We start from the raw sequence: 21,771 nt of genomic DNA on the forward strand, positions 1-21,771 counted from the left end.
CATGAATCTGAAAAGACTAAAAGCGGGATGGGATGAAAAATATTTGTCACAACTTTTACAGGAAAATAATTTTTAATGCGTCTGCCCTGACTCAAAAAGGAGAAACACTTAAATGTAGGGCGGATTTCTTTCTCCGGATGCCAGGAAAAAAGTATCTTTGCACATAAACAATCTGAATTATGGCAAAGATACTATTGGTTGAAGATGAAATTAATATCGCCTCTTTCATCGAACGGGGATTAAAAGAATTCGGGCATTCGGTAACCGTCTGCCATGACGGGGATACGGGTTGGAAAATCCTTCAGGACGAACCTTTCGACCTTTTAATACTGGACATTATCATGCCTAAAATAAATGGTTTGGAGCTTTGCCGCCTTTATCGCCAAATGTTCGGGTATCAAATCCCGGTAATCATGCTGACAGCTTTAGGAACAACCGAAGACATCGTCAAAGGACTGGATGCGGGAGCAGATGATTATCTCGTCAAACCTTTTAGTTTCCAGGAACTGGAAGCACGCATCAAAGCCCTGTTGAGACGCAACAAAGAAGTCCCTTCCAATCTATTGACTTGCGATAACCTGGTATTGGACTGCAATACCCGAAAAGCCAAAAGGGGTGACATAGACATCGACCTTACTGTTAAAGAATACCGCCTGCTCGAATATTTCATGACTCATCAAGGGGTTGCCCTCTCACGTATCACTCTGCTCAAAGATGTATGGGACAAGAATTTTGATACCAATACCAATATCGTAGATGTTTACGTAAACTATCTCCGGGTAAAGATTGATCGTGACTTTGATAAAAAGCTGATCCATACAGTCGTAGGATTAGGATATATCATGAATACTTAAACTCACCAACACTAATCCCGGCTATGAAAATAGGTTCCAAAATAGCTCTTTTCTATACGTTAATCAGTGTGTTGACTACTGTCATTATCATTGCTGTATTTTATATTTTCAGTACGCAGTACATCAATAAGCTCTATGCTTCTTACCTGCGTGAAAAAGCCTACCTGACCGCACAGAAGCATTGGGAAAAAGATGAAGTAGACGAACAGAGCTACCAGATTATCCAGCGCAAATATGACGAACTCCTGCCTGAAGCCCATGAGATTCTTTTAAATATGGACAGTCTTTCCGAAGTACGTGATACACTGAATAAATACCTCACGCAACACCAGCAGGCTCTTCTGCTGGCAGGACAGGACAGCATCCCTTTCTCCTTCAAATATAAGGATCAACTGGGAGCCGCCCTTTATTATCCGGATAATGAAGGCAACTTTATCGTACTCGTCATGTCCCGGAATGCCTACGGAACAGAAATCAAGGAACACTTATTGTTGCTTTCCATATTTCTCATCTTAGCCAGTTCCGTCCTGATCTTTTTTATCGGAAAAATATATTCCGGCCGTATTCTGGTTCCCCTGCAACACATACTAAAGGAATTGAAAAGAATACGTGCCAACAGTCTGAACCGCCGATTAAAGACTACTGGCAATAATGACGAACTGGAGGACATGATAAAGACATTAAATAGTATGCTCGACCGTTTGGACAGTGCATTCAAGGCAGAAAAGTCCTTTGTCAGTCATGCTTCACATGAGTTGAACAATCCGATTACTGCCATTCAGGGAGAATGTGAAATCAGTCTGCTGAAAGAAAGAAGCACGGGAGAATACATTGAATCCCTTCAACGAATTTCTTCAGAAAGCAAACGGTTATCCAGTCTGATCCGGCATCTTCTTTTTCTTTCACGACAAGAAGAAGAACTCCTGAAAAACAATATTGAAGAGATTATTCTGGCCGATATATTAAAAGAGTTGACAGCTTCCGATGAGAGAATCCATCTTCATTTGGAAGAGACAGACCCGCAGATGACTGTAAAAGCCAATCCATATCTGTTGAAGATAGCATTAAAAAATATAATAGATAACGCCTGCAAATATTCTGATAAAGAAGTAAATGTGACTCTCTACCGGGAGCAACAACAAGTCATTCTTGATATAGAAGACCGGGGAATCGGTATTCCGCAAGAAGAAATAGAACATATATTCCAATCTTTCTATCGGGGCAGTAATACCCGGGACTATGCCGGACAAGGCATCGGACTTAGCCTGACCCTGAAAATCATTTCTGCTTATCATGCAAAGCTGGATATATCTTCAGAAATAGAAAAAGGAACAAAAGTACGGGTGATTTTTTAATCACCCTTCTTTTATCCCTTTCTCTCTCTACCTACTGAAAACTACAAATTTAATCTATGAACGTTTTTTCCACAGAATAGAAATGAACTAAATACGTCTTTGCAATAACTTTCCATTTTTATCATATAACATTCGTTCATATACCACTTCCACAATAAGAGGAAAGACAAACAAAGCAAAGAAAGTCGCTCCTATCAATCCACCGATAATGACAATCGCCAACGGACGCTGTGATTCCGAACCAATTCCATGACTCATGGCAGCGGGCATCAAACCGATAGCTGCCATTGCCGCTGTCATAATCACAGGGCGGATACGCGAGCGCACTCCTTCCTTAGTGGCTTTCTCCAAAGGCGAGCCGAGTTTTAGATTCGCCTTTATATCGGAAATCATAATCACCCCGTTCTGAATACAAATACCAAACAAGGCAATAAAACCGATACCGGCAGAAATGGAGAAGTTGAACTGCGTTATCAGAAGAGCCACAATACCACCCACGGCAGCGAACGGTACATTCAGCAATACCAGTCCCGCATCCCGCGCATTAGAGAATAGAATAAACAAGATGATAAAAATGATAGCAATACTGATAGGGACAACCTGTGCCAGACGTTTTGTGGCACGTTGCTGGTTCTCAAAATCGCCCGTCCATTTCAGCGAATAGCCTGCCGGCAGATGTACGGAAGCATTCACCTTTTTCTGCGCCTCGGCAACTGCCGTACCCATATCACGACCTCTCACCGAGAATTTCACTGCACAGAAACGAGCGTGATTATCACGGAATATCAATAACGGTCCCGTAATCGTCGTTATATCTGCCAATTCTTTGATAGGTACCATCGTTCCATCCATCGCCGGAACCAATATCTTACCTATCTCCTCTTCATTCTGACGGAATTGTTCGCTGTATCTTACCATGATATTAAACTTCCGCTCATCCTCATACAACAGTGAAGCCGATTTTCCGCCAATAGCCATTTCGATAATTGATTGCACATCTTCCTTAGCAACTCCATAACGCGCCAACTGGCGTTCATTCAACTCTATACGAAGCTCCGGCTGACCGATGTTCCGAATCACACCCAAGTCTTCAATTCCCTGAACCGTACTAAGGATCTTATCTATCTGAACCGCATATTTCTCCGACTCATACAAGTCTTTACCAAACACTTTCACCGCAATAGATCCTTTCACACCGGAAGCTGCTTCCTCCACATTATCAGTAATCGGTTGTGAGAAATTGAAGTCAATGCCGGGATAAATGGATAAATCCTCCTGCATCTTATCAATCAGTTCCAGTTTTGTCAACTTACTCTCCCATTCCTTTTCGGGATAAATATCAACGTGGAACTCGATATTATAGAATCCGGTAGCATCTGTACCGTCATTCGGTCGTCCGGTTTGCGACAGCACTTGCCGCACTTCCGGAAACGTTAATAGTTTCTTTCTCATTTTATTGGCAAGAGTCACCGATTCATCAAGCGAAATGCTTTGTGGCAAGGTAGCACGAATATAGATAGATCCCTCATTCAACTGCGGAAGGAACTCCGTACCCAGGAAAGAAAAAAGCCATAATCCGACACCCGCTATTACGGTTGCCATTCCGATGGTCAGTTTTCTGTGCGCATAGAATAAATCAAAAAGAGCCGAACACTTCGCATTGATAAAATGGACAAAACGGTTATTTTTCTCACGAACATTCTTTTTCAGTAACATGGAAGACATCACCGGAACCAATGTCAATGTAAAGATCAAAGCTCCCAACAATGCAAAGCCCAGCGTGTATGCCAAAGGAGAGAACATCTTTCCTTCTACCTTCTGGAAAGAGAAGATAGGAATCAATGCAGTGATGATAATCAATTTGGAGAAGAAAACCGCTTTCGCCTTGTCTTTTGCCGTGTTACGGATCAAGCCCATTTTAGACATCACATTAAAAGCAGGCATCCCCACTTCCCTCGCTTTCTTGTCCAAAGCCACAAACACTCCTTCCACCATCACCACGGCCCCATCAATAATAATACCGAAGTCTATGGCTCCCATAGAAAGCAGATTGGCGGACATTCCCATCACCCGTAAACAGATAAATGCGAACAAAAGGGCTAATGGGATAACGACAGCAACAATCACGGTAGTCCGCCAATCTGCCATAAAGATCAATACAATAAACGTAACCAATAATATTCCTTCAATCAGATTATGCGTCACAGTCTTTACCGCCAGATTCACCAAGTCCTCCCGGTCATAGAATGCCACTATCTTCACATCTTTCGGAAGTACATTCTGATTCAAGTCCTCTATTTTATCTTTCAGGTTGGCAATCACCTCACCCGGATTCTCTCCTTTCCGCATGACTACAATCCCCTGTACAACATCATTTTCATCCATTCGGCCCACTTGTCCCAAACGAGGCAAACAGGATTCGTGTACATCGGCAAGATTCTTCACCAGAATCGGAGTGCCATTGATGTTTTTCACTACGATATTTCTCAATTCATCCAGATCGTTAATCAAACCGATTCCACGAACCACATAAGCTTGCGAACTTTTAGTGATAACATCTCCTCCTACATTGATATTACTTTTAGCTATCGCATCATACAGTTCCAAAGAGGTAATGCCATAATTAATCAACTGGTGAGGATTCACACTTACCTCAAACGTCTTCACCTCCCCGCCGAAGCTCACAATATCCGCTACGCCGGATACCGAACGGAGATTACGTTCGATCACCCAATCCTGAATCGTTTTCAGTTCCCGCACACTGCGCTTGTCACTACGAAGCGTATAACGGAATATTTCTCCCGTCGGTCCATACAGAGGTTGTACTTCCGGAGTTACCCCGTCCGGAAGGTCGGCATCATTCAATAAATTATATACCTGTTGACGTGCTGTGAAATCATCGACACGATCTTCAAACATTACATTGATGACAGAAAGCCCGAAAAGAGTGGTGGAACGAATATCCGTTTTCTTCTGAACGGGATTCATCGCAATCTCAACAGGAATGGTGATAAACTTCTCTACCTCTTCGGCACTACGTCCCGGCCATTGCGTGATAATCGTCACTTTCGTATTCGTCACATCCGGGAAAGCATCTATCGGAGTATGTTTAAAGGAAACAGCTCCGGCTATAACGGCAATCGCTGTACAGAAGAAAATAAAGAATTTATTCTTCAGCGAGAAAGCCACTATATTATCTATGAATTTGTGCATACTATTTTCTGTTTTTAATCTGCATTCAACGCATTATATACCAACAATACATTATTATTCAGCACTCTGTCTCCCTCGGAAAGTCCGGAACGGATATAGCACTCCTTGCTCAACTGCTTGTACACATCCACCTCTTTCACCTGCAAACGCTGATCCGGCTCCACCACGACCACATAATTCTTTCCTCCTTCAAATACCAGTGCATGAGCATCGATACGAGGCATAGAAGTTCCATCCGCTTTACATTTCACACTTACATTCGTAAACATCCCCGGTTTCAACAAATATTCTTCATTCTTCAATTTGATGCGGACATTCATCGTTTTACTTTCACTATTCAACAAATGATACACCTTATCAATCGTACCGACAAACATCTTATCCGGATAAGCCAACGTAGAAATGCGTACGGAGGCATCTTCGGAAACCTTACTGATATCGCTTTCATACACATCCGCCATCACCCATACGTCTGACAACCCCGAAATCGTGAACAGCTCTTCACTCTGATCCGGACGCAACTGCATATCCCTGCTGATTTGTTTCTCCACAATAAACCCCGAAACAGGAGATTTCAGCTGATAATAAGCATTTCCGGAGAAATTATAAATAGAGAAAACATCCTTTATTCTTCTTTCTTCGGCTTCGGCACTTGTCAACTCCTGCTTCGCCTGAAGTACATCTTTATCCGAAGCCATGCCGGAAGCATACATATCCTGCGTAGCATCCATATTTCTGCGTGCCAGCAATAATTGTTGTTCCGCCTCTTTCAATTGCTTTTCATAATCTGCCACTTCTCCACTGCGGATGACTGCCAATACATCTCCCTTACGAACAAAGTCTCCTATTTCAGCCTTCAATTCTGTTACCGTACCTCCAAACATCGGATATACATGTGCCACCTGATTCTCATTAAAAGTGACCCGCCCGTTCAATGTCAGTTCGTCAATCACCTCTTGAACGTGAACCGTATCGACAGATACAATTCTCAACAAGCTATCTGTCAGGCATAAGGCAGCCGGTTCAACATTCGTTTGTTCTCCTTTACCGGAGCATGCTCCCAATACGGTAGTAAGCAATATGCAAGGAAGGAATTTATTCCAGTTCATAGTCTTTGATAATTTATGAATATTAGTAGTTCAATATAGTTTGTCCGATAGTTGTATTCAGGTTTTCCATCGCCAGGAAAACATCTTTCTTTATTTCATGCAACTGAATACAAGTTTCTTTATAGCTGTCATAGTAATCGATAAACTCCAATAAACTGATATTTCGTTTCTTAAAGTTTTCATTCACTCCCGCAATCAATTTTTCAAAGTTACGTTCCAGTTCCATATTGGTAGATTGATAAAGCTGAACTGCTTTATCCAGTGAAGCATAAGCGGTATAAAGCTCCATATCCGCACGGTTAGCCGCATTTTCCTGTTCCGCTCCTGCCTGCTGGATACTAAAACGGGCAGCTTTCACATTTCCCTGGTTGCGGTTGAAAATAGGTACTGACAAGCTCACTCCTATTGCAAAATAGTTATTGATAAAGTTTCCGGCACGGTCATAACTACCATTCACCGAAAATTCCGGAAATGCCATTGATTTCTGCAATTTCAGATTTGCACGGGAAGCACTGACCGTACTCCGGGCAATCTTGAGATCCGGCCGTTCATTCACCATCGCTTTCAAGTCGGCGAACGATAGTTGAGACAAATCCAATTGCTTCAACACCTCTTCATCCAGTGATAACTCAACCATCGTGTCTCCCGGAAGATTTAACAAGACATTAAGTTCTCCTCTAAGGGTCAACAACTCGTTTTCCCGTTCGTTCTTCTCTTTTTTCAAAGAGAACAACATAGATTCCAGACGGGACATTTCCATCAATGAAATATTTCCTTTCTCCTGTTGCAGTTTCATTCCGGCAAGTAACTCTTGCAGAGAATTCACTTCCTTCTCATAAATGGATATGGATTTCGAGAGAAAATAGACTTGTACAAACTTCTCATTCAGCTCCTGACGAAGTGTCCTCATCACCTCTTCAAACTGATATTCTGCTATTTCCTTGTTGATTTTCTCCAGTTTCACCTGCTTATTCCGTTGTCCGGCAAGACGAATTACCTGTTCAATTCCCACAACCATTTCGCCCTCCTTACCAAAATCAAAATACTTTCCGTTCAGGCGGTTATAAACATTCTGTTCTAACGAGATTACCGGATTCTCAAATAATTTGGCTTGCAGCACTTGTGCCTGTGCCATATCAATGTTATACCGTTCGGCTATCAGTGATAAGTTACGTTCCAGAAAACGTTGTTCCGCCTCTTTCAGCGTTAATGTTCCTGTGGTAGCCTGTTGCGCGCATATTCCTCCTGTCAGCAGAAGAAAAAAAGAAATTAGAAATACTCTGTTCATTACTATATTTATCTTTATTACCTTATTGTAGTTGTCGCGGCAAAATTACAATTCTGTAGCCGGAGAGACGGGAAAAAGTCATTATAAGCCTCTCATATCAGATTAGAATTTGATTAGAAAACAGCCATAGAAGGAAGAATTGTAAACACAACAGGAAAAATGGCTATCCTTCTTTTATCCCAACTCCCCTATCTTTGCAGTAGAGAAAATGAAATGAACCATTAAAAATAGAATATATGAAAATAATAGATTTAACCAAAGATAGTTTTGTAGAGAAGGTAGCTGATTATCAATCTTATCCTGATAACTGGAACTTCAAAGGGAATAAACCTTGCCTGGTCGATTTTCATGCCCCGTGGTGCGTCTATTGCAAAGCGTTATCGCCTATATTAGACCAACTAGCTAAAGAATACGAAGGGAAATTAGATATTTATAAAGTAGATGTCGATCAGGAACCGGAATTGGAAAGTGCATTTAAAATCCGCACCATTCCCAACCTGTTACTTTGCCCGCTGAACGGCAAACCGACAATGAAGTTAGGTACAATGAATAAAAACCAATTGAAAGAACTGATAGAAAGCAGTTTGCTTTCAGAATAGAAATACATTAAAAGTCCGGGATACTTCTGATGATGATAAACTGCCGGACTTTTGATATCATACAGAACATTGGCTTTTATAATAGGGAGTGTGTCAAAACGCAGATTATCGCGAATTATCGCAGAAATAATTTTATAAGTCATTGATTAATATATCAATATAAATGAAATAATCTGCGATAATTTGTGTTAATCTGCGTTTTATTATTCATTATGACCCTCCTCTTTGGGGATTATTTCAACTATTCTTTATGCAACAGAATATCAGTTCCCGGAACAATCTTTCCCATCGACCATACACATCGTACATTCAGTTCCTTATCAAGAATCACAATATCAGCATCCTTTCCCTTTGCCAACGCCCCTTTCCGGTCACTCACTCCTATTAAACGGGCAGGAGTTTCAGAAGCCATACGCACGGCATCTTCCAAAGGTATATTCGCTTTCTTCACCATGGTGCGAACCAATACATCCATCGTAGCCAGGCTACCGGCCAATGCAGAATGATCTGCCATCTTACATACGCCGTCCTCTATGATATAGCGAGGATCAATCGGTTCATTCCCTTCATAAGCAGCATAAGCCAAAGCATCGGTAACGAGGCACGTATTCTCTACACCTTTCAACTTATAAACCAACTTTAGAATCGTGGCAGGCAAGTGAATACCATCTGCAATCACTTCCACTGTCATCCCATCCGTCAAATATACGCTCTCCACCGTACCCTCATATTTATACTCACGACGTTTATGGAAACCCGGCATCGCATTATAAAAATGGGCAGCATGAGAGAAGCCCACTGCATACGCAGCCTTGATTTCATCATATTCGGCTTCCGTATGTGTTACGGCAGTCATAATTCCTTTCGAACGGGTATACTTTGCAAAATCATGTGCACCGGGTAGTTCGGGACTAATATCCCAACGTCTGATGCAAGACGTACGCGCCAATAAAGGAATATATTCATTTTCATCCGGAGTTTTCAGAAAACCGTCATACTGTGTTCCCGCCATCTTCGGATTCAAGTAAGGACCTTCGATATGCAGGCCAAGAACAGGAGAATCCTTCTCTTTCATCAGGTTTTCACAGACATCAACTGCCTGGTAGATTCTTTCGAACGAGGTAGATGATAATGTAGGAAATATCCCGGTAGCACCATGTTTCAGATGTGCAGTAGTTGCCGTGCGGAATGCTTCTTCCGTTGCTTCCGTATAATCATGTCCGCCACCTCCATGTGCATGCATACTTACAAATCCGGGCACAATCGTCATCCCTCTGGCATCAATAACCGTTGCACCGATAACCGCCAAATCACTGTTGGTCACCTCTAATATTTTTCCATCACAAATCAATACGGAACCATCTTTCAACCAGCCTTGCGGGGTCAATATTCTTCCATTTATTATTTGAGTCAACATAGTTTTCGTTATTTATTAGATTTAAAACAGTTTATTGGTGCCTTCTACCAGTTCTCCCATCGCCCATACAGCTCTCACATTCAAGTCTCTGTCTAAAGCAATTATATCGGCATCCTTGCCACGCTCCAGCGTTCCTTTACGGTCGAGTACTCCCATAATCCGGGCAGGAGTTTCGGAGGCCATTCTCACGGCATCCTCCAAAGGTATTTCCGCCTTCTGCACCATGGTACGAATCAGTCGATCCATCGTTGCAATACTTCCCGCCAGTGCTGAATGGTCTGCCAGCTTACATACTCCGTCCTCGATAATCACACGCGGATCAAAAGCCACCTGACTATCACTGGCGGCACAAGCCAATGCATCCGTTATCAGACAAGTGCGTTCCACTCCTTTTATCTTGTAAACAAGGCGCAAGATTGTTGGAGGCACATGAATACCGTCTGCCACCACTTCCACTGTCATATCATCAATCAGATAAATACTTTCTACCGTACCTTCATACTTGTACTCTTTCCGTTTATGGAATCCCGGCATTGCATTATAAAAATGAGTGGCATGCGTATATCCCGCCTCATAGGCTGTCTGTATATCCTCAAATTCTGCCTGGGTATGTCCTACCGAAGCCAACACCCCTTTCGCTGTGATATATTTACCAAATTGCATGGCTCCGGGAAGTTCCGGTGCGGCATCCCAACGTTTGATACAATGAGTTTCTTCCAGCAACGGAATATATTCTTCGGGATCGGGATCTTTGATATTTTCGGGAATCTGTCCACCTGCCATCGCCATATTGAAATAATGTCCTTCCAGATGAAGCCCGAGCACAGGGCTATTAGGCTCCGCCATCATTTTCTCTGTAGTTTCCGCGGCTGCACGGATCATTGGAATGGTAGAAGAAGAAAGAGTAGGAAAAATACTGGTAGTGCCATGCTGCATATGAGCTTTGATTGCTGTCCGGAAAGCCTCTTCGGTGCCTTCCATAAAGTCTCTTCCACCGCCACCGTGAACATGGATTTCTACACCTCCCGGAACAATATACATTCCTTTGGCATCAATCAGTTTGGCTCCGATAATTGCAAGGTCACAATTGGTTACTTCCAGAATTTTATTGTCACGAATAAGAACTGACCCATCCTTCAACCAGCCTTGCGGGGTGAGGATGCGTGCATTAATAATCTGTGTTAACATATCACAAATAGTTAAATTAATTAAAGGTCTGTGTGAATCAATGACGCTCTTTTTTGGGGGGAGTACATTGATTTTTTCGTTTGCAAAATTACGCTTTTCCGTTCAATCTATCGATACAATCGTCCGGTAAACTTCCAATATTATACAAAAAAAGGTTGCCAATCTTATCGACTGACAACCTCATCTTATATGGAGCGGAAAACGAGACTCGAACTCGCGACCCTAACCTTGGCAAGGTTATGCTCTACCAACTGAGCTATTTCCGCAAACTAAATTTCGTCATTCAGAAATCTGAAAGATTGGTGCCCAGAACAGGACTCGAACCTGCATGCCTCTCGACACACGCACCTGAAACGTGCGCGTCTACCAATTCCGCCACCTGGGCAAAACTTAGTTCCATTATTTCAAAGAAACAAGAGCGGAAAACGAGACTCGAACTCGCGACCCTAACCTTGGCAAGGTTATGCTCTACCAACTGAGCTATTTCCGCATTTCACTTTCATAAACTGTGAAGAGGAGGAGACTCGAACTCCCACAACATTTCTGTCACTACCACCTCAAAGTAGCGCGTCTACCAATTCCGCCACCTCTCCATAATTTTAAAGTTTAACCTTTGTGCCCAGAACAGGACTCGAACCTGCATGCCTCTCGACACACGCACCTGAAACGTGCGCGTCTACCAATTCCGCCACCTGGGCAAAGATTATTGTTCCAACATTTCAAAGAAACATGAGCGGAAAACGAGACTCGAACTCGCGACCCTAACCTTGGCAAGGTTATGCTCTACCAACTGAGCTATTTCCGCATTTTTTCGTTTGCGGTTGCAAAGGTAGGGATTTTCCGTAAACATGCAAACATTCTGCCTACTTTTTTCACAGAAATCTGTTCACTTTGCACCTACCGCAAAACAATCATTTTGATTATCAACTCATTCGGTCACGATAATCTTCATAAGAAAATTGCTTGTATATTTCAGCTTTCCCCTCTTTTGTCCAAATGGCAATGGCAGGATGATGAATTCCGTTAAACATATTTGTCTTGACCATCGTATAATGAATCATATCTTCGAACACGATACGCTCTCCGATTTGCAACTCGTGATCGAAGCTCCACAGTCCCATATAATCACCGCTCAAACAGGAATTTCCTCCGAGACGATAAATATATTTTCCTTCATTTCCCATCTCTGCACCACGCACGGCAGGTTGATATGGCATCTCCAGACAATCCGGCATGTGGCAAGTGAAACTAACATTCAAAATAGCCGTCTTGATACCACGACTTTCCACAATATCCACCACTTCGGAAGTCAGCACTCCCGTCTGCCAGGTAAAGGCCGAACCGGGCTCCAGGATAATGCGCAAATGAGGATAGCGTGCTTTTAATCCTTGCAACAGTCTTATCAAATGTTCGGTATCATAATCCTTACGAGTCATCAGGTGTCCACCACCCAGATTCAACCATTTAATCTGTGGAAACCAATGGGCAAATTTAGCTTCAAGATGTTCCAACGTACGTTCCAACTCATAAGAAGAAGATTCACAGTGGCAATGACAATGAAAGCCTTCAATGCCTTGCGGTAATACATCAGGCAGCAAATCGGCCGTTATCCCAAAACGTGTGCCAGGTGCACATGGATTATAAAGTTCGGTTTCCACTTCCGAATATTCAGGATTTACGCGAATACCACAAGAAATGCCACTTCCTTCTGCAACCACCATCGGATAGAAGCGTTCAAACTGCTGCATTGAGTTGAATGTGATATGACTGCTGCAACGCATGATTTCCGGGAAATCCTGTTCTGTATAAGCAGGAGAATAGGTATGCGCCTTGCTACCAAATTCCTCCAACGCCAGGCGGGCTTCATATACCGAACTGGCCGTTGAATGATTGATATATTCACGGAATATAGGGAAAGAGCGCCACATGGCGAACGACTTGAAAGCAAGAATAATTTCCACTCCCGCCCTGTCGGCTACACTTTTTATCAAACTCAAATTCTTTCTTAAAAGTTCTTCTTCCATGATGTAGCAAGGAGAAGGGAACTGGTTAAAATCTATCATATATAAAATTATTATCTGGACTAATCGCTTTACGAACGTGGGTACAAAAATACAAATTCAAAAGCAAAGAGGGATTGTTTTATTTTTAATTAAGATATTGGTTTTCGCGAACTTTTTCTTATTTTTACACCTTATATATTATAGTAAGTATTATATCATCCTAAATACCTGATTAAAAATGAATAAAGATTTAAGAAAAGTAGTGATTCTGCTGGCACATCCTAACATCAAGGAATCACAAGCAAACAAAGCATTAGTTGATGCTGTCAGTGACATGGAAGGAGTAGCAGTTTTCAATCTTTACGAGCTGTCGCAAGAAATCGCTTTCAATGTAGATGAATGGAGTAAAATCATTTCCGACGCCTCGGCTGTCATCTATCAATTTCCTTTCTATTGGATGTCTGCGCCGTCATTACTAAAGAAATGGCAAGATGAAGTCTTTACTTTTCTATCCAAGACTCCGGCTGTCGCCGGCAAATCGTTGACAGTGGTAACGACCACGGGATCCGAATACGAAGCGTATCGCAGTGGCGGCAGAAACCGCTTCACGATGGACGAGTTATTACGTCCTTATCAGGTAAGTGCCATTCATTCGGGAATGTCATGGCAAACCCCTATTGTAGTCTACGGAATGGGAACAGCAGATGCGGGAAAGAATATTGCTGAAGGAGCTAATTTATATAAACAACGTGTGGAGATGCTTATCGGTAGCAGTAATGCAGGGAACAATTGGTAAGATTTATAAAGCGTAGCTTTAGATAGGATAAAGCTACGCTTTACAGTTGCTAAAGTATAGCTTTAGGTTTCACCAAACACTTCTTTTTCAATGTAAACACTGGCAGGAAAATAAACACTCCGATTACAGACATTATTAATCCTCCGATAGTGCCTGCTGCCAATGGAAACCAGAAGCCTTCTTTTTCCATGCCTGCCATAAAAGGGACAAATCCCAAGATGGTAGAAGTCACCGTCAGAAAGATAGGAATCACTTTAGTATTCCAGGCTTTCACATAAGCCCGAAGCGGTGAAAGACGCGGGAAGCGTTTACGAACGGAATTATATTCATTCAAGATATAAATGCTCGCATTAACCGTAATACCACAAAGCAAAACAAAAGAAGCAAATCCTCCCTGGTCAAAATTCAATTTGAACCAATAGAATGTCAGAAACACGCCGATATAAGATACCGGAATCACAAAAATTATTGCCAATGGCTGTTTCAAAGAATTGAACAGTATACTCGTAATAAAAAAAATAATAGCAATCACAATCAAAAGCAAACGATATTGCTTGTTGTCCTTTCCACCCCAAGACCAGTTATTATCCTCCGATTTTGCAGTATATCCCATCGGGAGAATCTCGTTAAACTCTTCCAGATCTTTTTTCAATAGTTTATTTCCCTGTTCCGAAGAACCGATATACTCATATTGCAAACACAGCCGATACTGTTGATTCTCCTTAGCCACTTCCTGTGGCATCTGTCCTTTTTCCACAGTTGCCAATTCAGAAAGCTTATATTCCCTCTCTCCTATTTGAAAAGGATAAAACTGCATTGCCCACACATCCCTATCTTCCGACTGACACGAAGAAAGTTTTATCTTTTCCGTCCCCTCTTCCGCCATTACCGAACCTATTTCCATATTTCGCCCATATATCGGGTGAATAGCAGAAAATAACCTTCCGGCTCCAATCCCCTCCTCTGCCATCCGCTGTTTTTTCAGATTAAAGTAGAATTCCATATAATCATCTTTCCACCAGGAGAAATCAGATCCGATCGTCACTTCCCGAATCCGGCGGTGAGACAATAACTTTGCTTTTAATTTTTCAACCCAATCATACAGTGCATCGTAATTATATCCATACATTTTCACCCGGAAAGAACCCGCATTCTCACGTACATCATTACTGAACCCCTGATCTTGTAAACCATATATACTCCAATTTCCACCTCCCAGTTGAAGCGCCTTGCTAATCATATTCGCTTTCAACGTATAGGGAAAACCGCTTTTCTGGTGTTCTTTCGAAAAATAGATGTGGATAGATGACCTGCGAGCACTTTCTACAGATGTCTGGAATTGCTTAATCTCTTTAAATTCGCTCAAATAAGTTTCCATCCTCTTCATCAGTGTATTCATCTGCTCAAGTGTACTTCCATTCGGCAAATTAGCATTGGCGTGAAGCACTACCTCTTCATTACGTGAAAAGTAACTCCCTTCATATACCTTTTGCACAAATAACCTTAAAGTACCTCCCAACACCTTATCTACTATCGGTTTCACCTTTTCTTTATAAGTGGTGGTCCCCAACGTTTGATTATAAGTTCTCGCCCATCTATCATCACCTTTCATCTTTTCCGGCAATCGAAATACCGGTAGTCCGAATACCAACAATAACAAAATACATACCGCCACCCTCCAACGGCAAAGTATTTGTATCAGCCACCTGTAACAACGACTGAAATAAACCGGAAGCCGACGTATTCTTGAACGTATCCACACAAAGCAACGCACCTCCCCAATTTTCCATTTAACTATTGAAAGAGAAGGTTTCTTTCTTCGTTTCAATCCTATTTTATCAATTAGAGAAGGAACAAAAAATAAAGCAACCAGCAGTGATACTCCCAGATTTATAATCACTACCGCAGCAAAATCCTGTAAATTAAGACGTATCTTCTCATCCAGAAAAAAGATGATAACCAAAGCTCCCATCGTGGTCAACGTGGCTGCAAGAATGGACATAAACGCTTTCCGATCTCTACGCCGCAAATAATGATCGCTCATTACAATTGTATTATCTATCACCAAATTTAATGAAACCGTAATACCCGCCAAAGAATACAATTGCATTTCCAATCCGAACGCATAATAAAGAATGACAGCTATTGCCATATTAACAGCCAGACTGATTACAATCAAAAAAAGATATTTAGGACTAAAGGTGATCAACAATACAAACAGGAGCAAAATCGCTACAGTCATTCCCGTACGCAAATAAATTTTCCCCAGTTCTTCCTGAATAAATTCCGTTGCGTCGTAACTGGTGTGAATCTCATATCCTGCCGGAAGTAATAGCTGGTTATCATCCATAAATGCTTTTACCTTTTCACTCAATGCCAATTGATTTGCTGTTTCCTCTGCAACAATCGACAGATAAATTGAATTCAGCCCATTAATCCGATAATAATTTTGTGGCTGCTCCTCCATACGGGAAACCTTCACCAGCTCATTCAGACCTATGATTTTACCATCTTTCATTTTTACCTTTATCCGCTCCGCATTAAACTCTCTGCCCTCCTGCTCGGGAACCAATGCCAAACGTATCCACTGTCTGCCCGAAGCACCCTGTTCTACATCATAAGTACCCAAAAATTCTTTTTGATAATGCAACCGGACAGCTTGACGAATATCATCCGTATTTATTCCAAGCGCACGCAATTGTTCCGAATCATACTCCAATCGCCATTCCATCGGAGTAGCTCCGCTAAGATTGATTTTATAAATTCCCGGAATCTGTGCAAGACGCGTTTTTATATGTTCTTCCGCATACTGCTGAATTAAGAAAGGAGTAGCGGGTGCATTGATCGTAAATGCCATAAAAGGCCCCTGATTACTCTGCCCCGGCCTGTGCATCTGAATATACGGATAGCTCACCCCATCCGGTAATTCCGGCCACGTCTGACGAATAATAGTAGAAGCTTCAAAGCGGGCAACCGCTGCATCCACATGTTTATCCAAATTCACACTGACACTTCCCCATCCGTTTCCTGAAGTGGAAGAAATCCCTCGAATACCCTTCACACGGGCAAGCATTGCCTCTAACTTACTGGTAGCCGTCATTTCCACCACACGTGCTGAAGTACCGGGCATACTGAATCTCACCGTGAAGCCGGGTAAGGTCCGCGACGGATTCAATTTGACAGGCAGCAATGGAATGAGTGCTAACCCAACCAATGCCACACAGACAAAAGCCACAATCAATGTGAAAGCGGAAGCCTTAGGAGATTTTACTATTTCAGAATCTATATTTTGCATTTTCGTCATTTAACCAACTTTCCTCCATTAAAATCAAACCTGTCCGAAAGTGAAAGTTTCGCAGCAAAATCAAATAACGTAAGTCTCCGTATCTTATAATAATTCAGCCAGTAGTTCTGCAAGGCAGAGATAAAATTACGTTGTGCCTGCTGCTGCCTGTTGAGTGAAAGTGTCAGGCTGTTTATATCCGCTTTGCCGATGATAAAACGCTGTTTNCATTATAAGCAAGTATAGACAGATCCAACGCTTCTTCCGCACTGGCTATCAATTGCTGCTGGATATTAAAATCACTTACCGTCATAATCACTTCCTCCTCGATGCTAATCTCATCCTGACGTGCCGAGATCTTCACTACATTCAGATTATTTCTTGCCATATTATACTTACCCTTACGAACACCCCAGTCCAATAACGGAATAGAAACACTGACTGCCACCAAATCCTGCTGCATCGGTTTATGATACACATCTCCAAAATTATCTGCTACCTGATTAAAACCGATACTGGCATTCACACTTGCGTTAAAGCGAGATTCTTTCTTCGTCTTATCCACATTCCGTTCCGCTTCAAGTACATTCTGTTTCAGTTCCAACAATTGCGGGTTATTATTCCTGCCCCACCTCAAAGCCTCATCTACCGGAATATCCACCATCTCCGGACGGGAAGGAAGTTCCAGTTTGATTTGCGTATTCTTATCCAGATTGAGAAAAGAAGCCAGTGAAAACATAGCCCGTTTCAGGTCACTTGCTTTATTCTGCAATGTATTCTGCGCATTCACACGATCCAGTTTCAATGTCAACAAATCAGCCTGTGAGATAGCTGCAATTCGGTGACGCTGTTGCCCAATACGATACAATGTATCCGTAGAAGCCAAGTTTTCTTTAGCAAGATTATATTCTGCCTGCGCCATAGCCAGAGAGAAGAAATAATTCGTAGCCGTTTCCGACACCTTTTCCACATTATAGAGAAATTCCTTTTTCACACGCTCATACTTCAACGGTTCTATCCTCCGTTCCCATTTGAAGGAGTTATATCCTACCAGACTTTGCGAATATCCGATTCGTATAGGAACACTCGTAAGTTGCGTAGCACTGTTACTTCCGAAGTTACGCATATAGGCAAGATTCGATTCCAGATAAAAAGTACCTCCGGTTAAATCAAAATTCTGTTTTACACTCAATCCTCCATAAGCATAGTAAGACTGTTGCGTACGGTATACATCCAAATCCTGTCCCGAATCGTATCGTTTCGTAATATCCCGGTTATATTGTGCCGGAGTAACATCCAGCGTCAAGCTAGGCAACCGATTTGCCCGAAAAGTCCTATACTCCCAATAACCGGATAAATACATATTCTGCGTACGGAATGATTCCAGCGAACTGTCGTTAGCTAGAGAAATTGTCCTGTTCAAATCCAATACCAGGTGTTTCTGCGCTCGAAGCTGGGATTCACCACAGAGGACACAGAGGACACAAAGGAAAACAGGAATTCTTTTCTTTAATCTATTCATAACTCTCATTTTTGGACTAATACTTAATACTTATTTTCTTGTTACGGTAAATAAACCAGTAAAGTAACGGTATGATAAATAAGCTCACCGTCGTACCAATCGACATTGTTCCTATCATAGCTATAGACAACGGTTTTTGTAACTCCGAACCCATATCTGAAGAAAAAAGCAGTGGCACCATTGCGAAGATGGTAGTCAGTGAAGTCATGATAATCGGTCGCAAACGCCTGCGGCCAGCTTCATGTATCGCTTCTAATAACGGAACACCCGCTTTACGCAATTCATTGATAGCATCCAGCTTCAGAATAGAGTCATTGATTACAATACCGCAGGTAACGATCAACCCGATAGCAGACATCAAATTCAGCGTATGTCCGCAAATCCAGAGTAAAAGCAGTGCAAATGCGAGGTCAATCGGTATCTCCGCCAAAACAAGCAAAGGCTGCAAAAAGCTTTCAAACTGTGCGGCAAGAATAAAATACATCAATAACAGCGAAATAAATAAAATCACCACCAGTTCATCCAACATCTCACTGTTAGAAAAGAAACTGCCGGAGAATCCAGTATCCCAGTCTTTCATATCTTCTGCCGTTTGTTTCACCTCCTTTATCAGTTTGTTTCCGTCCTGTACGCCATAAAAATCAAAAGGAACATATTCCCCGTTACGTCCGGCAGTAATACTCTTCAAGTCCTCGGCAGGAGTAACCGTCACCAGTTCCCGGAGTGGAATGTACTCTCTGTTTCCTCTATTGTCCGGTTCAGTCTGTATTAGTGCTTCCTGTAATATTTCATTCACCGTCTTCTCACTGCCCGCAACGTTGATCGGAAGATATTGCTGGTAAGAATGCAACATAGTCACACTATTTTCTCGGAAAGCTGTTTTCAAGACTCTATAAAGTTCATTGTAAGCAACACGGTAAAGCAATAGTTTCTCCTTATTGATACTTAGGTTCAGTTGGTTCTCAAAGGCAATGCCTGTAGGAGCAATTCCCGTCCTACGGGCTAACTCCAGCTCCACATTCCGGATCGTTTCCGCTTCCGGTGCTTTTGCCTTATTACGGGTGTAAAATTCAGCTATGATATCCGGTTCTCCCGTGACAAAGAGTTTCTCAAATACAGTCTCCGGTGGAGAGAAAGAAATAACGGAAAGTGGATAACGTTCTTTCAGTTTATGGTATATCTCCTGCTGCAAAGGAATGATTGTTTCTGATGTTTCCGTTCGGAAATAAAGTTCTGCTTCGGAAGAAGAAAGTTCCCTTTCACGATTCAGAAGAAAATCCTGCCTGCCAACAGATGCCGTGTGCTCCAATACCTGTTCTTTTAAATCCCTAAAAAGCTCATCCACACGCCGCCTGTTTTCATCCACATGAATATTCTCATTCCACTCGATTCGGGCAATCAATTCATTCTCTTCTATATCAGGCATCCGCTGCTTGTCGATAAAGAAAAAGAAAAATATACAAAGCGGGATGGAGACAACACAAAACAATACACTAAACGTTTTGTGACGGAACACCCAATCTACACCGGCATCATAAAAACGGTCCAATGTGTGATCCTTTATCGGGTTATTGAATTTAAAAGAAAGCCATTTCCATTTCCGGGTATGAATACCTGTCCGATAGACCAGCAGATAAAGCACCGGAAGAAGCATAATACCAGTAAAATACGAAACCATCAATCCCACTGTAACCGAAAAAGCCTGATCATAGAAGATAGCTCCGGCAATACCACTCATAAAAATCAATGGAGCAAACACGGCAATGGTAGTCAGGGAAGAACTTAACATAGGAGTCACCACTTCACTAGTTCCTGTTATACAGGCACGACGCAATGAATAGCCCCGCTCCCGGTATTGGGATATATTTTCTGTCACAATAATCGAACTGTCAATCATCATACCCAATGCCAGAATTAATCCGGCAAGCGAAATGATATTCAGGGACATATTACACAGATAGAAGAAAACAAAACTAATCACGATAGAGACTACCATACTAAGTCCGATCACCAACGGAGATTTCACATCTCCCAAAAACAGGACAGCTACCAGACAGATAAAAAGGAAACCTAAAGTTAGATTCTGTTGCAGATTTGAGATCGTGTAATCCAACAATTCTGTCTGGTTGCGGCTGATACTAAAATCGATTTCAGGATATACCCGCCTAAAATGCTCCATCGTCCTTATCAGAGACTGCTTCATCTTATCCATATTCTCGTCCGCCTGCTTGATAACAGCCAGCGTCACCGCCCTTTTCCCATTCGACACAGATACGCCTTTTTCTTTTACGGGCACGATAGTAACTTTGCAGAAGTCCTTTAGTTGGACAATGCGGTCTCCCTTACGCAGGTATATATTTTTCACATCTTCTGCGGTACGCAACAGAGTGGAGAATTTTATATTATATTCATAGTATCCGTCGCGTACTGTCATACTACCCGGCTCCACATTATTGGCAGCCAAAGCCGATTCAATATCTTCAATGGAAAACCCCATCATAGCCAGCTTATCCTCATCGGGTACAATCTGTACCTGACGCTCCACCAATCCGGTCACGTCTACCATAGCCACTTCTTCGAGCTGCTCTATCCTTCGCTTGATCACCGATTCGGCAAATTCACACAAATCAAGGAAAGACTGCTGTCCTATCGTACTATAAGCACTATCATTCTTTAAGGTCAGATTCAGGTAAAACACGGGTATATCCGTTGCGCTTGCCTTAATAACTTTCGGGCGTTCAGTATCCTTGGGAAGATAATTCATTGCAGCGTCTATTTTTTCATTGACCTCTATAAAGGCAAGATCCGTATTAGTACCGAAATCAAAAGACAGATGGATCATACCTGCTCCGTCTCTCGATTCACTATGAATATCTTTCAATGTAGACACCTGAATCAGTTGTCCCCGTAAAGGTTTCACAATCGTGTTTTCCAGTTCACGGGCAGAGGTATTGGCGGCAGACACCTGTATTGTTATCTCCGGAATGGCAATATCCGGAAGCAATGATATAGGCAAAGTATTATATGTCACTAGCCCGATTATGAAACAGGCAGTAAAAGCCATCAATACGGCAATAGGACGCTGGATTAAAAATTTTATCATGTTTTTCTATCTATCAATTAACTCCACTAATCACTCATCAC

At 42.1% G+C, this 21,771-nt stretch carries 12 protein-coding genes, 6 tRNA genes and 1 pseudogene; 4 read left to right on the top strand and 15 right to left on the bottom strand.

What is annotated here, in order from left to right; all coding sequences use genetic code 11:
* Window positions 1-179 precede the first annotated feature (179 nt).
* Entirely contained in the window at window positions 180-854 is a 675-nt protein-coding gene (locus tag KQP79_RS24345; RefSeq protein WP_004303523.1) for a response regulator transcription factor, read from the top strand.
* Window positions 855-877: 23 nt separating this feature from the next.
* A complete protein-coding gene (locus tag KQP79_RS24350; RefSeq protein WP_008777336.1) occupies window positions 878-2,209 on the top strand; it encodes a sensor histidine kinase in 1,332 nt (443 codons plus the stop codon).
* A gap of 87 nt (window positions 2,210-2,296) precedes the next feature.
* Here the strand turns inward: KQP79_RS24350 and KQP79_RS24355 are convergent, their stop codons facing one another.
* Genes KQP79_RS24355 through KQP79_RS24365 form a run of 3 tightly spaced genes read right to left on the bottom strand, consistent with a single transcriptional unit; the run spans window position 2,297 to window position 7,819 of the window.
* Window positions 2,297-5,422, bottom strand: coding sequence for an efflux RND transporter permease subunit (locus KQP79_RS24355; protein WP_004310040.1), 3,126 nt, complete (start codon window positions 5,420-5,422; stop codon window positions 2,297-2,299).
* A 14-nt stretch (window positions 5,423-5,436) separates the two neighbouring features.
* Window positions 5,437-6,531, bottom strand: a complete 1,095-nt coding sequence (locus tag KQP79_RS24360) for an efflux RND transporter periplasmic adaptor subunit (RefSeq protein ID WP_004310041.1) — start codon at window positions 6,529-6,531, stop codon at window positions 5,437-5,439.
* A 22-nt stretch (window positions 6,532-6,553) separates the two neighbouring features.
* Window positions 6,554-7,819 carry a TolC family protein gene (locus KQP79_RS24365; protein ID WP_004295722.1) on the bottom strand — a complete coding sequence of 422 codons (1,266 nt, stop codon included), beginning with the start codon at window positions 7,817-7,819 and terminating at the stop codon, window positions 6,554-6,556.
* 236 nt (window positions 7,820-8,055) lie between these two features.
* Between KQP79_RS24365 and KQP79_RS24370 the strand changes: the two genes are divergently transcribed.
* Window positions 8,056-8,418 (top strand): thioredoxin family protein, encoded by a 363-nt coding sequence (locus KQP79_RS24370; protein ID WP_004310042.1) that lies wholly within the window; start codon window positions 8,056-8,058, stop codon window positions 8,416-8,418.
* Window positions 8,419-8,659: 241 nt separating this feature from the next.
* Here the strand turns inward: KQP79_RS24370 and nagA (KQP79_RS24375) are convergent, their stop codons facing one another.
* From nagA (KQP79_RS24375) to nspC, 9 genes are all read right to left on the bottom strand, one after another.
* Window positions 8,660-9,835, bottom strand: a complete 1,176-nt coding sequence (gene nagA, locus KQP79_RS24375; RefSeq protein WP_004310043.1) for an N-acetylglucosamine-6-phosphate deacetylase — start codon at window positions 9,833-9,835, stop codon at window positions 8,660-8,662.
* A 21-nt stretch (window positions 9,836-9,856) separates the two neighbouring features.
* Window positions 9,857-11,023, bottom strand: a complete 1,167-nt coding sequence (gene nagA, locus KQP79_RS24380; protein WP_004295719.1) for an N-acetylglucosamine-6-phosphate deacetylase — start codon at window positions 11,021-11,023, stop codon at window positions 9,857-9,859.
* Between the two features lie 190 nt (window positions 11,024-11,213).
* Window positions 11,214-11,289, bottom strand: a tRNA-Gly gene (locus tag KQP79_RS24385).
* A gap of 34 nt (window positions 11,290-11,323) precedes the next feature.
* Window positions 11,324-11,408: transfer RNA gene (locus tag KQP79_RS24390), tRNA-Leu, on the bottom strand.
* A gap of 32 nt (window positions 11,409-11,440) precedes the next feature.
* Window positions 11,441-11,513 (bottom strand) — tRNA-Gly (locus KQP79_RS24395).
* Between the two features lie 19 nt (window positions 11,514-11,532).
* Window positions 11,533-11,616, bottom strand: a tRNA-Leu gene (locus KQP79_RS24400).
* A gap of 23 nt (window positions 11,617-11,639) precedes the next feature.
* Window positions 11,640-11,721: transfer RNA gene (locus KQP79_RS24405), tRNA-Leu, on the bottom strand.
* A 34-nt stretch (window positions 11,722-11,755) separates the two neighbouring features.
* Window positions 11,756-11,828: transfer RNA gene (locus KQP79_RS24410), tRNA-Gly, on the bottom strand.
* A 118-nt stretch (window positions 11,829-11,946) separates the two neighbouring features.
* The gene (nspC, locus tag KQP79_RS24415; protein WP_004312278.1) at window positions 11,947-13,086 is read right to left on the bottom strand and encodes a carboxynorspermidine decarboxylase; all 1,140 of its coding nucleotides are present in this window, start codon (window positions 13,084-13,086) and stop codon (window positions 11,947-11,949) included.
* A 178-nt stretch (window positions 13,087-13,264) separates the two neighbouring features.
* On the opposite strand from nspC, the gene KQP79_RS24420 reads away from it, so the two are divergent.
* Window positions 13,265-13,822, top strand: coding sequence for an NAD(P)H-dependent oxidoreductase (locus tag KQP79_RS24420; protein ID WP_004312279.1), 558 nt, complete (start codon window positions 13,265-13,267; stop codon window positions 13,820-13,822).
* A 49-nt stretch (window positions 13,823-13,871) separates the two neighbouring features.
* On the opposite strand, the gene KQP79_RS24425 is transcribed toward KQP79_RS24420, so the two are convergent.
* The 3 genes and pseudogenes from KQP79_RS24425 to KQP79_RS24435 all read right to left on the bottom strand — a co-directional run bounded on the left by KQP79_RS24425 (window position 13,872) and on the right by KQP79_RS24435 (window position 21,730).
* Window positions 13,872-17,117, bottom strand: coding sequence for an efflux RND transporter permease subunit (locus tag KQP79_RS24425; protein ID WP_061448264.1), 3,246 nt, complete (start codon window positions 17,115-17,117; stop codon window positions 13,872-13,874).
* Between the two features lie 5 nt (window positions 17,118-17,122).
* A pseudogene (locus KQP79_RS24430) lies at window positions 17,123-18,627 on the bottom strand (TolC family protein).
* A 16-nt stretch (window positions 18,628-18,643) separates the two neighbouring features.
* The gene (locus KQP79_RS24435) at window positions 18,644-21,730 is read right to left on the bottom strand and encodes an efflux RND transporter permease subunit (RefSeq protein ID WP_138343956.1); all 3,087 of its coding nucleotides are present in this window, start codon (window positions 21,728-21,730) and stop codon (window positions 18,644-18,646) included.
* Window positions 21,731-21,771 lie beyond the last annotated feature (41 nt).

This window comes from Bacteroides sp. DH3716P (assembly GCF_025914115.1).
Taxonomy (GTDB): domain Bacteria; phylum Bacteroidota; class Bacteroidia; order Bacteroidales; family Bacteroidaceae; genus Bacteroides; species Bacteroides ovatus.

Excerpts from the sequence above, each read along its gene's own strand:
- KQP79_RS24345 (WP_004303523.1), top strand. The coding sequence starts at position 180 with ATGGCAAAGATACTATTGGTTGAAGATGAAATTAATATCGCCTCTTTC.
- KQP79_RS24350 (WP_008777336.1), top strand. The coding sequence starts at position 878 with ATGAAAATAGGTTCCAAAATAGCTCTTTTCTATACGTTAATCAGTGTG.
- KQP79_RS24355 (WP_004310040.1), bottom strand. The coding sequence starts at position 5,422 with ATGCACAAATTCATAGATAATATAGTGGCTTTCTCGCTGAAGAATAAA.
- KQP79_RS24360 (WP_004310041.1), bottom strand. The coding sequence starts at position 6,531 with ATGAACTGGAATAAATTCCTTCCTTGCATATTGCTTACTACCGTATTG.
- KQP79_RS24365 (WP_004295722.1), bottom strand. The coding sequence starts at position 7,819 with ATGAACAGAGTATTTCTAATTTCTTTTTTTCTTCTGCTGACAGGAGGA.
- KQP79_RS24370 (WP_004310042.1), top strand. The coding sequence starts at position 8,056 with ATGAAAATAATAGATTTAACCAAAGATAGTTTTGTAGAGAAGGTAGCT.
- nagA (WP_004310043.1), bottom strand. The coding sequence starts at position 9,835 with ATGTTGACTCAAATAATAAATGGAAGAATATTGACCCCGCAAGGCTGG.
- nagA (WP_004295719.1), bottom strand. The coding sequence starts at position 11,023 with ATGTTAACACAGATTATTAATGCACGCATCCTCACCCCGCAAGGCTGG.
- nspC (WP_004312278.1), bottom strand. The coding sequence starts at position 13,086 with ATGATAGATTTTAACCAGTTCCCTTCTCCTTGCTACATCATGGAAGAA.
- KQP79_RS24420 (WP_004312279.1), top strand. The coding sequence starts at position 13,265 with ATGAATAAAGATTTAAGAAAAGTAGTGATTCTGCTGGCACATCCTAAC.
- KQP79_RS24425 (WP_061448264.1), bottom strand. The coding sequence starts at position 17,117 with ATGCAAAATATAGATTCTGAAATAGTAAAATCTCCTAAGGCTTCCGCT.
- KQP79_RS24435 (WP_138343956.1), bottom strand. The coding sequence starts at position 21,730 with ATGATAAAATTTTTAATCCAGCGTCCTATTGCCGTATTGATGGCTTTT.